This window comes from Paracerasibacillus soli (genome assembly GCF_042432965.1).
In the GTDB taxonomy this organism is placed as follows: domain Bacteria; phylum Bacillota; class Bacilli; order Bacillales; family Amphibacillaceae; genus Paracerasibacillus; species Paracerasibacillus soli.
The window spans coordinates 108,012-121,645 of record NZ_JBHLWL010000061.1 but is presented as its reverse complement, the minus strand read 5'-3'; the positions used below and the strand labels follow the sequence as shown (position 1 = coordinate 121,645).

11 protein-coding genes, 5 tRNA genes and 1 riboswitch are annotated in these 13,634 nt (G+C 37.8%); of the genes, 15 read left to right on the top strand and 1 reads right to left on the bottom strand.

Features of this window, described 5'->3' with window-relative positions; all coding sequences use genetic code 11:
• Positions 1 to 182: 182 nt before the first annotated feature.
• Positions 183 to 372, bottom strand: a riboswitch (cobalamin riboswitch).
• A gap of 434 nt (positions 373 to 806) precedes the next feature.
• The 10 genes from ACFFIS_RS15135 (at position 807) to rocF (ending at position 7,816) form a co-directional block, all read left to right on the top strand.
• Positions 807 to 881 (top strand) — tRNA-Glu (locus tag ACFFIS_RS15135).
• Between the two features lie 32 nt (positions 882 to 913).
• A tRNA-Thr gene (locus ACFFIS_RS15130) sits at positions 914 to 986 on the top strand.
• Between the two features lie 50 nt (positions 987 to 1,036).
• Positions 1,037 to 1,121, top strand: a tRNA-Tyr gene (locus tag ACFFIS_RS15125).
• 9 nt (positions 1,122 to 1,130) lie between these two features.
• Positions 1,131 to 1,202: transfer RNA gene (locus tag ACFFIS_RS15120), tRNA-Gln, on the top strand.
• 674 nt (positions 1,203 to 1,876) lie between these two features.
• A tRNA-Lys gene (locus ACFFIS_RS15115) sits at positions 1,877 to 1,949 on the top strand.
• Between the two features lie 334 nt (positions 1,950 to 2,283).
• Positions 2,284 to 3,573, top strand: a complete 1,290-nt coding sequence (locus ACFFIS_RS15110; protein ID WP_390188201.1) for a hydroxymethylglutaryl-CoA reductase, degradative — start codon at positions 2,284 to 2,286, stop codon at positions 3,571 to 3,573.
• Complete coding sequence (gene mvk, locus ACFFIS_RS15105) at positions 3,570 to 4,541, top strand: mevalonate kinase (protein ID WP_320381114.1); 972 nt, start codon at positions 3,570 to 3,572, stop codon at positions 4,539 to 4,541. Before ACFFIS_RS15110 ends, mvk begins: the two co-directional genes overlap by 4 nt.
• Before the next feature lie 137 nt (positions 4,542 to 4,678).
• Positions 4,679 to 5,668 (top strand): diphosphomevalonate decarboxylase, encoded by a 990-nt coding sequence (gene mvaD / locus ACFFIS_RS15100; protein ID WP_320381115.1) that lies wholly within the window; start codon positions 4,679 to 4,681, stop codon positions 5,666 to 5,668.
• Positions 5,669 to 5,671: 3 nt separating this feature from the next.
• Positions 5,672 to 6,778, top strand: coding sequence for a phosphomevalonate kinase (locus ACFFIS_RS15095; protein ID WP_390188199.1), 1,107 nt, complete (start codon positions 5,672 to 5,674; stop codon positions 6,776 to 6,778).
• 141 nt (positions 6,779 to 6,919) lie between these two features.
• Positions 6,920 to 7,816 carry an arginase gene (gene rocF, locus ACFFIS_RS15090; protein WP_390188198.1) on the top strand — a complete coding sequence of 299 codons (897 nt, stop codon included), beginning with the start codon at positions 6,920 to 6,922 and terminating at the stop codon, positions 7,814 to 7,816.
• Between the two features lie 194 nt (positions 7,817 to 8,010).
• Here rocF and ACFFIS_RS15085 read toward each other — a convergent pair whose 3' ends face one another.
• On the bottom strand, positions 8,011 to 8,178 hold the full coding sequence (locus ACFFIS_RS15085; RefSeq protein WP_390188268.1) for an aspartyl-phosphate phosphatase Spo0E family protein: 168 nt from the start codon (positions 8,176 to 8,178) through the stop codon (positions 8,011 to 8,013).
• Between the two features lie 335 nt (positions 8,179 to 8,513).
• Between ACFFIS_RS15085 and sigW the strand changes: the two genes are divergently transcribed.
• The 5 genes from sigW to glmM all read left to right on the top strand — a co-directional run bounded on the left by sigW (position 8,514) and on the right by glmM (position 13,589).
• Positions 8,514 to 9,077 (top strand): RNA polymerase sigma factor SigW, encoded by a 564-nt coding sequence (gene sigW, locus ACFFIS_RS15080; protein ID WP_320381119.1) that lies wholly within the window; start codon positions 8,514 to 8,516, stop codon positions 9,075 to 9,077.
• Between the two features lie 15 nt (positions 9,078 to 9,092).
• The gene (rsiW, locus tag ACFFIS_RS15075) at positions 9,093 to 9,752 is read left to right on the top strand and encodes an anti-sigma-W factor RsiW (RefSeq protein WP_390188196.1); all 660 of its coding nucleotides are present in this window, start codon (positions 9,093 to 9,095) and stop codon (positions 9,750 to 9,752) included.
• A 267-nt stretch (positions 9,753 to 10,019) separates the two neighbouring features.
• A complete protein-coding gene (gene cdaA / locus ACFFIS_RS15070; protein WP_320381122.1) occupies positions 10,020 to 10,835 on the top strand; it encodes a diadenylate cyclase CdaA in 816 nt (271 codons plus the stop codon).
• Positions 10,828 to 12,057, top strand: coding sequence for a CdaR family protein (locus tag ACFFIS_RS15065; RefSeq protein WP_390188194.1), 1,230 nt, complete (start codon positions 10,828 to 10,830; stop codon positions 12,055 to 12,057). The genes cdaA and ACFFIS_RS15065 overlap by 8 nt, the downstream gene beginning before the upstream one ends.
• A 182-nt stretch (positions 12,058 to 12,239) precedes the next feature.
• Positions 12,240 to 13,589 carry a phosphoglucosamine mutase gene (gene glmM, locus ACFFIS_RS15060; protein ID WP_390188193.1) on the top strand — a complete coding sequence of 450 codons (1,350 nt, stop codon included), beginning with the start codon at positions 12,240 to 12,242 and terminating at the stop codon, positions 13,587 to 13,589.
• The last annotated feature ends 45 nt before the right edge of the window (positions 13,590 to 13,634 follow it).

Genomic DNA, 13,634 nt, shown 5'->3' with positions numbered 1-13,634 from the left:
AAAAGTGTTGTGTTCTTTTCAATCAAACTTTCATCAGATTCTTTTCATACAACAATAAAAAATACACCTCCTAAATTAGAGGTGTATGCTTATGCAATGCACAGCAGGGCTGTACGATATGTGTATAACTCAAAAAGTATGCAAGTTATATTGTATAAGCAATCCCTCCTATCCTCGTAGGTCGAATCGTATAAAGAAAGGCAGGTCTCCTGGCTCATCATCATCATTTTCTATCACCTTCCCATCGTTTGACAGTGGCATGGATAGAAAACTCCTATTTACAGTGGCGGGACCGCGCCGGTTTTGCACCGGACTTCCCTTTTCATGATTCTAGACAAATATCTAGAATCAACCTCTCTTCTCGTATTCAATTACTTTTATTCTAGAATAATAAAACTATTAAGTCAATAATCCTCGGTAGGATTAGAGAAGGTATTCTAAATATTAGAACGTCAAAATTTAAATGTAATAATTGTGATAATAAATGAATGCACTAAATCCAAAAGTGAAATCTAAATATTTGTAAGGAGACAAATAGTACATCCAAAACTTGCTAATATCCTCTGTTTTGAAGAGCAATTTATTATGGTGTGATAAGTTTCATAGGAATTCACGTTGTCATGACACTACTCTAATTATCAATAAGTTAAAGAATATTAGGAGAGGAGTGAAGGGTTTTAAAAACTTATGAAATCAATGTTTTTGTTGAAAAATGAAGAGAAGTATAAAAAAAGTTTATTAAACCCCTTTACAAAATGTGAAATAGTGTATATAATGAAAATCGTTGACTTGAGAAATTACATAGTGGCCCGTTGGTCAAGCGGTTAAGACACCGCCCTTTCACGGCGGTAACACGGGTTCGAATCCCGTACGGGTCACCAAGTATTCTTGATGTTAGCGTGAACTATTATATGCCGGCCTAGCTCAATTGGTAGAGCAACTGACTTGTAATCAGTAGGTTGGGGGTTCAAGTCCTCTGGCCGGCACTTTTTTTATTTTATGTATAAGAACAAGCCATCTTGTAAAATATATTTATGGAGGGGTAGCGAAGTGGCTAAACGCGGCGGACTGTAAATCCGCTCCCTCAGGGTTCGGCAGTTCGAATCTGCCCCCCTCCACCATATGATTATTGGGCTATAGCCAAGCGGTAAGGCAACGGGTTTTGGTCCCGTCATTCCTAGGTTCGAATCCTAGTAGCCCAGCTTTTTTGTGTTTATTTTTAATGCATGGATCAAAACAACTGTTAACTAAAGCAAAGCGGAGCATCATTAACATCACGAGCCATTAGCTCAGTCGGTAGAGCAACGAGCAATACATCTACTGAATCAACTACGAGTAACCGAACTTCCCATCACTTCTTGAATAAGCATGAAGGAAGTGAGGTATGGCACGCACGACCTGTAGGAAGCGGGGCATCATTAACATCACGAGCCATTAGCTCAGTCGGTAGAGCAACGAGCAATACATCTACCGAATTAACTACGAGTAACCGAACTTCCCATCACTTCTTGAATAGGCAAAAGGAAGTGAGGTATGCCACGCACGACCTGTAGGAAGCGGAGCATCATTAACATCACGAGCCATTAGCTCAGTCGGTAGAGCAACGAGCAATACATCTACCGAATTAACTACGAGTAACCGAACTTCCCATCACTTCTTGAATAAGCATGAAGGAAGTGAGGTATGGCACGCACGACCTGTAGGAAGCGGGGCATCATTAACATCACGAGCCATTAGCTCAGTCGGTAGAGCAACGAGCAATACATCTACCGAATTAACTACGAGTAACCGAACTTCCCATCACTTCTTGAATAGGCAAAAGGAAGTGAGGTATGGCACGCACGACCTGTAGGAAGCGGAGCATCATTAACATCACGAGCCATTAGCTCAGTCGGTAGAGCATCTGACTTTTAATCAGAGGGTCACAGGTTCGAATCCTGTATGGCTCATCATGAATATAAATTGTCCACTATATATTTAAAAAAACTACATGTTATTACCCAAATAAACAAGGTCGTCTGAAAAACAACCTTGTTTATTTGCATTTTATAGTGTATTTTAACATAATAGATGGGAGAATTTATTATAGACTTTAAAATGTAGTTCAAAAGGCCAGGTAAAAATATCCACCTTTATGAACTCGTACTGAAAATGTATCACTTCTACTGCATAATGTTATGTTTTATATTATAATTTATATATCTTAATATCTTTTACGAATAAACTATATTGTTACATGCTAAATAGAAGCATGATCATGACAGAAAAAGAGGATGAATTCATATGAAATCTTCTAGAATCCCAGGCTTTTATAATAAGACCGTTACAGAACGGACTGAGATTCTAAAGAAATGGAACGATTTTTCTGATGAAGATATTGCGGTATTATCATCTGAAAAATCATTGCCAATAGATATTGCAAATAATATGATTGAAAATGTAGTTGGGACCCTTCCTCTTCCTTTAGGTTTAGGACTAAACTTTTTAATCAATGGAAAAGAGTATATCGTCCCAATGGCTATAGAAGAGCCCTCTGTTGTAGCATCTGCAAGTTATATAGCGAAGATTATTCGCGGAGCTGGTGGATTTACGACAGAATCGACAGGTAGAGTCATGATCGGGCAAATTCAAGTAGTCGGTTGCCCTGATTTTCAACTTGCAAAGGAAATGTTAATAAACGAGAAAAATAAATTGGTTGCTGCATGTAATGATGCATACCCTAGTATTGTGGCTAGGGGTGGTGGAGCAAAGGATTTAGATGTTCGTATTATTAATGAAGAATCTGATTCACCGTATGATAAAATGCTTATCTTGCATATGTATATTGATACATGCGACGCAATGGGTGCGAATATCATTAATACGATGGTGGAGTCTATTGCACCTTTGGTGGAAGAGCTAACAAAAGGTAAGGTTTATTTACGAATTCTCTCCAATTACGCTGATCGGTCATTAGCAAAGGCTACTTGTGTTATTCCGCCAAAACTGTTGGCAAGTGACGGTTTTACTGGAGAAGAAGTGCGTGATGGTATTGTACATGCGTTTGAATTTGCTGACTCTGATCCGTATCGTGCTGTTACGCATAATAAAGGAATCATGAATGGTATTGACCCGGTTGTAATTGCGACTGGTAACGATTGGCGTGCCGTTGAAGCGGGAGCACATGCCTATGCAGCTCGTACGGGTAGATATCGATCGATGACAACGTGGTCAGTAGATGAGCAGGGTAATTTAGTAGGCGAACTAGAGTTACCAATGTCCATCGGTATTGTTGGAGGAGCCACCCGTGTTCATCCTGTAGCTAAATTAGCTTTACAAATATTAGAAATTGATTCAGCAGAAGAGTTGGCGCAAGTTATTATTTCTGTTGGATTGGCACAAAACCTTGGGGCATTGAAAGCATTAGTTACCGATGGGATACAAAAAGGTCATATGGCATTACATTCTCGCTCTGTCGCAATTGCCGCGGGGGCTGCTGGGGAGATGATAGATATGATTGCAAATAAATTAGTAGAAGAAAAAGAAATCCGTGTAGGTAGAGCAAAAGAATTGGTGGAACAGTATATAAAATGAGTGCAGAAAAAGTTACGACAACAGAACAAATAGCTATCGGTGTAGCTCATAGCAAATTAATACTAATTGGGGAACATGCAGTTGTACACGGACAACCTGCAATCGCGATTCCCTTTCCATTAGTTGGTGTTGAATCTGTAATCGAGTATGTCCCAGGCACAATTAAAATTGATAGCACATTTTACCATGGTCCAATTAGTTCTGCGCCTAAATCCTTAGCAGGAATTGTACGTAGTATCTATGAAACGTTGGATCACTTAAAATTACCACATAGAGATTTATTAATTCAAGTTAAGTCATCCATTCCACCAGGAAAAGGATTAGGTTCTAGTGCATCCGTTGCGATTGCAGTTGTGAAGTCTTTGTTTGCTTATGCCGAACAGCCGTATACGAAGGAAGACTTATTATATTTTGCAAATTTATCGGAAGAAGTGGCACATGGAGCCCCGAGTGGGATTGATACGTTAACTATAACAGCTGAATGCCCGGTTTGGTTTGAAAGAGAAAACCCAGTTTACTATATAAAACCTAGTGATGATTTTCATTTTATCGTTGCTGATACGGGTAAATACGGTGATACACGTACTGCTGTTGAATCTGTGGCGAATTTATTCAAATCAGCCCCCAAGATAATCCAAGAAAAGCTTGATCGCATTGGAGAATTAACTTATCAAGCTAAACATGCACTTGAAAAGGCTGGAAAGAATATTTTAGGACAATTATTAAATGAGGCACAAAAGGAACTTGAAGCGCTAGGTGTAAGTGATGCTACTTTAAATAAATTAATTAACTTTGCAAGACAGGAAGGTGCTTTAGGAGCGAAACTTACAGGTGCAGGTAATGGTGGTTGTATTATTGCTTTAGCACAAAATGAAGTGCATTCAAGACAGCTTGCTGATAAATTAAGAAAGTTTGGTGCGCATGCTGTTTGGCCTTTTGTTTTAAAAAGACAAGATAGTGAAGAGTAGTTGTAAAAATGAGAGCAGGATGTCTTTTCTCCTGCTTTTTTTTGGCGAGTAGGCAAATACACTACATTTTTTATCAGCCTCTTTGGAATTGATATATATCATGCTCTTTTTGTGAGTTGAGGGAGAAGGAGATAGGTATGAAAGCAACTGCGAAGGCACATACAAATATTGCGTTAATTAAATATTGGGGAAAACGTAATGATTCCTTAATTTTACCTACAAATAATAGTTTATCACTAACGTTGGATGGATTTTATACGGAAACAACAGTCGATTTTCAAGATTCGTTAACTGAAGATAGCTTTTTTTTAAATAAGGAAAAGATTAATGGGATAGCTTACGAACGTGTTACGTTATTTCTAGATCTAATTAGGAAAATAGCGGATAAACCAAATCTATTTGCAACGGTACATTCTACAAATCATGTTCCAACTGCAGCGGGATTTGCATCATCTGCTTCAGGTTTTGCCGCTCTAGCTGCCGCTGGATCAAAGGCAATTGGTTTACAACTAGCCGATCATGAGTTATCTCGTTTGACAAGGCAAGGTTCAGGGTCTGCATGTCGGTCCATATATGGTGGCTTTGCTGAGTGGCAACAAGGAACACTTGAAGATGGTTCCGATTCGTATGCTGTTCCGATTGCAGAACAAAATTTTTGGGATGTTCGGGTTGCTGCGATCGTTCTTTCGGCAAAGGAGAAAAAAGTTTCCAGTCGTGAAGGAATGAAACGTACTGTGGATACTTCGCCATTTTTTAAAGGATGGGTAGATAGCATACCGGCAGATTTACGTGAAATTAAACAAGGGATTGAAGCACGAGATTTTGAGAAGGTAGGTGCTGTTGCGGAAGCAAATTGTCTCAAGATGCATGCAACAACACTTGGTGCTGCACCACCATTTACGTATTGGAATGATATTACAGTTTCCGTGATGCAAACGGTGCAAAAGTTAAGAGAAGAAGGAATTCCAGCTTATTTCACAATTGATGCTGGCCCAAATGTGAAAGTACTTTATTTACCAGAAAACGAGGATAAAATCGTCAATACATTTCGTCATTTACCTGGTGTAACCGATGTAATTGTAAGTAAACCGGGTCGAGGTGTAACTTATACAACAGAGGATGAGTAAATTTTGCCAAAATCACCATTGCGTATAAAAACTCCAGGAAAATTAAATATTGCAGGTGAATTTGCTGTTCTTGAGCCGCATCAAAACCTTATAACGATGGCAGTTAATCGTTTTGTTTATACAACAATAGAATCAAGTAATCAGCATCTTGTAACACTTGAAAACTTTGGTTTACATCAGTTGCATTGGGACTACACTAATCGCCATGTACATGTGGCAGTAGATGACACCCGTGTAAACTTTGTGAAAAGTGCGATGGAAATTGCCCTTCAATTTTTAGAAGAACAGTCCATTGCTTGGGAATCATTCTCGTTGACGGTTAAAAGTGAACTCGATGATGAATCAGGTAAAAAATATGGATTAGGTTCAAGTGCGGCTGTTTCAACATCTGTTATTTCTGCTATATTGACATATTTTCTGCCTGAACGTCCTACCGCCAAGTTAGTATTTCAACTTGCTGCTACTTCGCATGTTGCCACACAAGGAAACGGTTCTGGTGCAGACGTTGCAGCATCATCTCATGGCGGATTATTAGAATATGCTTCTTTTCAGGCGGAATGGTTATCAGAAGCCTATAAAAATGCAACGGATTTACATACATTGCTACAAAAAGATTGGAAGTACTTGACAATTAAACCGATTTCCATTCCTTCGCCTATTTATATGTGCATCGGATGGACGGGGAAACCCGCTTCTACTGCGAAGTTAGTTGATCAAGTATTACGACTAAAATTGAATGATCCACAACATTTTCAGCTTTTTCTAGATGAGAGTCAAGAAGCAGTTGCGAAGATTGGTACCGGTTTAAGGAACGGGCAATATTCACAGCTAATGCAAGGAATCAAAGAAAATCGCCGCGCGTTGCAAAAGGTCGGTGATAAGGCATCTGTACCGATTGAAACGCCTTTATTAAAAACGCTTTGTGACTTAGCCGAGCAATACGGTGGAGCCGGAAAGTCATCTGGTGCAGGTGGTGGAGATTGTGGTATTGCGTTTATGCCAACAAAGGAAAGTGCGGATGCTTTGATAAGCGCATGGGAACGAGCTGGCATTAAGTCTTTGGATTTACAATTATATCCATATGGTGCAAAAGAAGATACTTTATATTAGCGGGTTAAATACCCGTTTTTTTATTTGGTAATTTTATGTTAGATTAACCATCCGTATTTGATACGCATAAATATACATGGAAATGTCGAGTTGAGTCATTGTGATACCTTCCGATAAAATAGCGATAGGGAGGGGAAAGATATGAAACAGAAATTATCAATAATTGGGGTACCAATGGATTTAGGACAAAGTCGTCGTGGAGTTGATATGGGGCCAAGTGCAATTCGCTATGCTGGAGCGATTGAACGTTTACAAAACCTAGGATATGATGTACACGATCTAGGCGACATTCCTATTCATCGTCCAGATCAAAAGTACGCTGATGCACATTTGAAAAATCTAAATCAAGTCGTAGAAGCAAATACGATATTAGCTAAAATGGTAGATCAGGAAGTAGCAAAAGGTTCTTTCCCATTAATATTTGGAGGGGATCACAGTATTGCGATTGGAAGTTTAGCGGGTCTTGCCAAACACCATGAACATCTGGGGGTTATTTGGTATGATGCACATGGTGATTTAAATACTTCGGAAACATCCCCATCTGGTAATATTCATGGGATGCCACTGGCAGCTAGCTTGGGGTATGGTGACGAAAGGCTTACAAATTTATATAGTCAAACAGCTAAAATAAAACCTGAGAATGTTGTCATTATAGGTGCTCGTTCGTTAGATCCAGGTGAACGGGACTTTATTCGTAAGAAAGGGATTAAAGTTTATACTATGCACGAAATTGATTTCATGGGGCTGCCTTTTGTTATGAAAGAGGCATTGGATTATTTAGCGGAAAAGACTGAAGGTATTCATTTGAGTTTAGACCTTGATGGATTAGATCCTACAGAGGCACCAGGAGTTGGTACACCTGTACCTGGGGGATTAACATATCGAGAGAGTCACTTGGCAATGGAAATGATTGCAGCTTCGGATTTATTAGTTTCAGCAGAATTTGTTGAAGTAAATCCGATATTAGATGACCGTAATAAAACAGCTACGCTTGCCGTTGGATTGATGGGATCACTTTTTGGCGAACAATTATTGTAAGCGCATACTTTATTTGTTGCTATCTTACTCGGTATAAGACCCCGACCACAGGGATTCGATGGTATTTAAGAATGAAAAGTTAGGGATAACAACTGAAAATCAGTAGGCAATATGCGAAAGCCCCACTCTGATGGGAGTTTTACTCTATACAAATAAAACAACTGTTTTCATTCAATTAGAAAACAGTTGTTTTATTAATCTATTATGTAATGATTACTCTTGAAGTCATCGACTATTTTTTTTTGATATTGCAGGAGTAGATTATCCAACCTTTTACTTGATTGAACAACTACATCCGATGTGAGCTCATACTCTGAGCCTAAGGAAATCATTTCTTTCCTACATTGTTCAATTTGTTTCAATAAAAGATTACCCAATATATTATCCCCCTGTTCCAATATATATAGTATGAAATTATGAGCAATAATGCAATAGTTTTAACACAATTTTTTGCTAGTTTTTATCTTTCATGTAAATTAGTCTACTTTTTTGGTAAAATGGAGTAGTATGTTGGTTGATTAAGATATAAAGAGATTTGAAAATGCAGTTAAAATTTGAAAAATACTTGTTAGCATGATGTAGATAACATCATAAGTTAAACATGCGGGCAGGCTTGTATTTTTTAATAAAAACATGAAACTTTTTTAAACGATGTTTCGTATTATAGGTGCCGCGGGATTGGCGGAGGTATTTTAGTATGGATGTAATCATAAAAGAGAAGATTAGACAAGTGAAAAAAGGGGATCAGGCTGCCTATGAAGATGTAGTTGCATTATTTCAAAATAGGATTTTTCAGCATTGCTTTCGTATGCTTGGTAATGCGCACGAGGCGGAGGATATTGCTCAAGAAGCATTTATACGTGCTTATGTAAACATCCATTCCTTCGATGATCGGCGAAAGTTCTCTACATGGCTCTATCGCATTGCAACAAATTTAACGATAGATCATTTAAGAAAACGAAAGCCTGATTATTTTTTAGATGCAGAGGTGAAAGGAACGGATGGTCTGGATATGTATTCCCAACTGGCTGCAGGTGACAGATTGCCAGAAGAAGAAGTGCAAGATATGGAATTGCAGGAATATATACTTCAGCAAATTTCAAGTTTGCCTCCAAAATATCGCAGTGTCATTATGTTGCGTTATTTAGAAGAATTCTCCCTTAAAGAAATTAGTGATATTATGGATATCCCATTGGGTACTGTAAAAACACGCTTACATAGGGGGAGGGAAGCTTTAAGGAAAAAGCTTCGTCACGTGTAAAGGAGTGGATCCACTTTGGATAAATTAGATTGTAATAAAGAAATAATACAACTGATGCATATATATTTGGATGGAGATATTTCAATGGATGATGAAGCGAAACTTCGGAAGCATTTGGAGGATTGTAGTGATTGCCAGAAATATTTTCATGAATTAAAACGAACAATTACGTTAGTAAAAAGTGTAGAACAAGTTGAGGCCCCTCCCCACTTTACTCAAAAGGTAATGGCAAATTTACCAACAGAAAAGCGTCGTTTTAAATACACGCGTTGGTTTAAAGCGCATCCTGTTTTAACGGCAGCGGCTATATTTGTTATTTTTATGTTAGGAAGCATGGTTTCAACCTGGCATCAAGATACAAAGCTCGTTGTTTCAAAACAAGATAACTTAATTATTGAAGGTGACACAGTTATTGTCCCAGAAGGCGTTACGGTTGAAGGTGATTTAGTCGTTAAAAATGGTAATCTTAAAATTGATGGAAAAGTGGATGGAAAAGTAACACTAATTAAAGGTAAGCTTATTCAGGATGATGTAGATGGAGATTCCATTGACGGAGAGGGACTGATGGCTTCAGTTGGTGAAGTAAATGGAGAGCTTGAAAAAGTTGATGAAGTATTTGAATGGATTTGGTTTAATATAAAAAATGTGTTTAAAGGCATATTTGCGATGGATTAACCATAAACAACTTTAGAATACGCAAAGAAAAATGGCCCTGTGAACGAATCCTCCAAGTACAAGGCTAGCTTGGCTTTTATATAGCTAATAAAGAGGAATGGTTCAAATATCATTTTCTTTGCGTATTTTTATCGAAAAAAACATGTTGAAAACTACATAAAATGGAATGGTAAAAAGGATATGATAGGTTAAAATATGGTATAATAAGAAACGTTATGATCGTGTAGGTGAATGAATAGTTTACGGATACTTAAAGGAAGTGGGAACATGCTTGATGGGGGTTTTTTAAATCTGCTCAGAATAGTTGTTGATATCGGCCTCGTCTGGTATGTATTATATAAATTAATAATGCTTATTCGAGGAACGAAGGCAATTCAGCTACTAAAGGGAATCTTCGTTATTATTTTAGTTAGAATGATTAGCATCTTATTTGATTTACAAACGATTCAATGGCTAACGAAACAAGTACTTGATTGGGGTTTTCTTGTCATTATTATTCTCTTTCAACCTGAGTTAAGGCGAGCACTTGAACAGCTTGGTAGGGGTAATATTTTTACCAGAAGTGCAAAGAGTGAAGAGGAGATATTAGATCAAATCATTCATGATATTGTACATTCATGTAATTACATGGCCAAAAGAAGAATTGGTGCTTTAATGACCATAGAACGAGAAACTGGTATAGGAGAATATATCGAAACAGGTATACCTATTAATGGTCAATTAACCCATCAATTAATTACAAATATCTTTACACCCAATACCCCACTACATGATGGGGCAGTCATTATAAAAGGTGACAATATTGTAGCGGCTGCATGTTATTTGCCTTTATCTGAAAGTCCTTTTATATCTAAGGAATTAGGAACTCGGCACCGTGCTGCAATGGGAATTAGTGAAGTAACGGATGCATTAACAATCGTTGTGTCAGAAGAAACAGGGTTAATCTCTGCTACCAAAAATGGTGAATTACATCGAGAGTTAAGTGAAGAAGAATTGGCAACATTTTTACGAGATAACTTGTCTATCAATATCAAATCCCCTGAAAGAAAAACTTGGAGATGGGGTGGCAAGAAACATGGATAAATGGTTTAGAAGTAAATGGTTTGTTCGAGCAGTAGCTTTAGTATTGGCATGTTTCCTATATTTTGTTGCCTATACAGAGAGTGATACAAAACCTAAAGACTATAGTTTCTTCGGTGGTACAGATGAAACGAAAGTATTAGAGGATGTTCCAGTAAATGTTCGCATAGATGCACAAAAATATGTCGTAAGTGGTATTCCGGAAACAGTGTCTGTGACGGTTGAGGGTTCTACAAGTAATATTACTCGTGCAGATAAACAACGTAATTTTGAAGTGTATGTTGATTTGCGAAACCTGGGTGAAGGTGAGCACACCGTTGAAATTGAGTATACCAATATGCCAGAAGGACTTGCAGTTTATATTGAGCCAAAGTCAATTGATGTTGTCATTGAGGAAAGAAGTACAAAGGAATTTAGTATTAGTGCAGATTTCTTAAATAAAGATCAACTTCCAGATGGTTATGAGTTAGGTGAGTATAAGGTTGAACCTCAAAAAGTAAAAATAACAAGCTCAAAAAGTGTGATTGAAAAGATATCACTTGTCAAAGTGTTTGTGAATGTGGCAGGGTTAACCGAATCCATCAATAATCGTGAAGTACCGGTTAAGGTTTATGATAGTCAAGGAAACGAGTTGAGAGTTAGAATTGAACCAGAAAATGTAATTGTTTCCGCAGAAATAAATAACCCGAGTAAAACAGTGCCGGTAAAAGTTGAGACGAAAGGTAAGCTTCCTGATGGTTTAACTCTAGAAGATATGGACGTGAATGTGAAGGAAGTTGAAATTTTTGGGACAAGTACTGCACTGGATGATATAAAGGAAATAAAAACTGAAGTAATTGATTTATCAAAAGTAAATAAAACGGGAACTATTGAAGCGAAACTTGATATACCTAAAGGAATTATTATTCCGGAAACAAGCGAGGTCGCTATCTCTGTTAGTTTAAAGCAAACGAAAGTATTTAAGGATATAAGCATCTCTGCAGAAAATACGGCTGATAATTTAGATGTTCAATTTGTTCAACCTAATCAAGGGCAAATGAGTATAACCGTTGTAGGGAATGAGGAGATTGTGAGAGAACTACGTACCACCAACTTCCATATTCGAGTAGATACGAAGGATTTGGAAGTTGGTGAGCATCGGGTTCCCATAGAAATAGAAGGGCCTGACGATGTAGATATAGAAGGGGAAATGAAGCAAGTTACAATTGAAATCGTCGAGAAATAACAATGACACTTTCAATTGAATGGAACATGAATTTATGATAGTAAATTTATTACCGTCTTGTTTATATATAGCAATTATTTTCCCCTTATACATACATGAACATTATATTTTAATCTGAATATATCAATTTTAAGAAGAGAGCTCTCGTCATGTTAAAAGGAAGTAAAGGAGAGGTACAGAAAATGGGTAAATTATTTGGAACAGATGGAGTAAGAGGAATCGCCAATCGAGAACTAACGCCAGAATTAGCGTTTAAATTAGGACGATTTGGTGGCTATGTCTTAACGAAAAACACGTCAACAAAACCACGTTTTTTAGTAGGTAGGGACACACGTGTTTCTGGATATTTATTGGAATCGGCTTTAACAGCTGGCTTATTATCCATTGGTGCAGAAGTAATGAAGTTAGGTGTCATTACAACTCCAGGGGTAGCTTATTTAACGAAGGCTACTAGTTCCCAAGCAGGTGTGATGATTTCAGCATCGCATAATCCAGTCGGTGACAATGGCATTAAGTTTTTTGGGCCTGATGGATTTAAACTATTGGATGAGCAAGAAAATGAAATCGAACAGTTGATGGCAGGGGAAGACGATTTGCCTCGCCCGGTTGGTACAGACTTAGGTTCGATTAGTAATTACTTTGAAGGGGCACAAAAATATCTTTCATACTTAAAAGATACGGTAGAAAATGACTTTGTTGGTTTAAAAATTGCTTTAGATTGTGCGCATGGTTCTACATCGAGTTTAGCGACTCACTTATTTGCAGATATGGAAGCAGATATTTATTCAATTGGCTCTTCACCTAACGGGATGAATATTAATGATGGCGTTGGCTCGACGCACCCAGAAGCACTTCAAGCATTTGTTCTTGAAAAAGGTGCCGATATTGGACTTGCCTTTGATGGTGACGGTGATCGATTAATTGCAGTAGATGAAAAAGGAAACATCGTCGATGGGGATCAAATTATGTTTATTTGTGCGAAATTTATGAACGATAAAGGTTTCCTAAGACATAATACGGTTGTTTCCACAGTCATGAGTAATATTGGCTTTTATAAAGCAGTTGAAAAACATGGTATGCATAGCGATAAGACAGCTGTAGGTGATCGTTATGTGATGGAAGAAATGCGTAGAGGCGGATTTAACTTAGGTGGAGAACAATCTGGCCATATTATTTTCTTAGATCACGCTACTTCTGGTGACGGGATGTTATCTGCTTTACAACTCGTAAATGTTATGAAGGAAACTGATAAAAAACTTTCGGAACTAGCTAGCGAAATGAAAGTATACCCGCAAGTACTTAAAAATATTAAAGTAACGAATAAAGAAGCAGCTTTACACAATGAGGAGATTTCTAATGTTGTGAAAGAAGTGGAAGATGTCCTAGGCGATCAAGGTCGCGTGCTCGTTCGACCTTCTGGTACAGAACCACTTATCCGTGTGATGGTTGAGGCGCAAACTGAAGAAGCGTGTGAAAAATACGCGGATCAAATTGGGGAGCTTGTAGAAAAGTTATATGGAGTAGGGGAATAAATGACGAGTCGCTTTTCAATAATTGGAAAGCGACTTTTTAAATCA

Coding starts and splice junctions, on each gene's coding strand:
- ACFFIS_RS15065 (WP_390188194.1), top strand. CDS start 10,828: ATGGATAAATGGTTTAGAAGTAAATGGTTTGTTCGAGCAGTAGCTTTA.
- mvk (WP_320381114.1), top strand. CDS start 3,570: ATGAGTGCAGAAAAAGTTACGACAACAGAACAAATAGCTATCGGTGTA.
- mvaD (WP_320381115.1), top strand. CDS start 4,679: ATGAAAGCAACTGCGAAGGCACATACAAATATTGCGTTAATTAAATAT.
- ACFFIS_RS15110 (WP_390188201.1), top strand. CDS start 2,284: ATGAAATCTTCTAGAATCCCAGGCTTTTATAATAAGACCGTTACAGAA.
- sigW (WP_320381119.1), top strand. CDS start 8,514: ATGGATGTAATCATAAAAGAGAAGATTAGACAAGTGAAAAAAGGGGAT.
- rocF (WP_390188198.1), top strand. CDS start 6,920: ATGAAACAGAAATTATCAATAATTGGGGTACCAATGGATTTAGGACAA.
- cdaA (WP_320381122.1), top strand. CDS start 10,020: ATGCTTGATGGGGGTTTTTTAAATCTGCTCAGAATAGTTGTTGATATC.
- glmM (WP_390188193.1), top strand. CDS start 12,240: ATGGGTAAATTATTTGGAACAGATGGAGTAAGAGGAATCGCCAATCGA.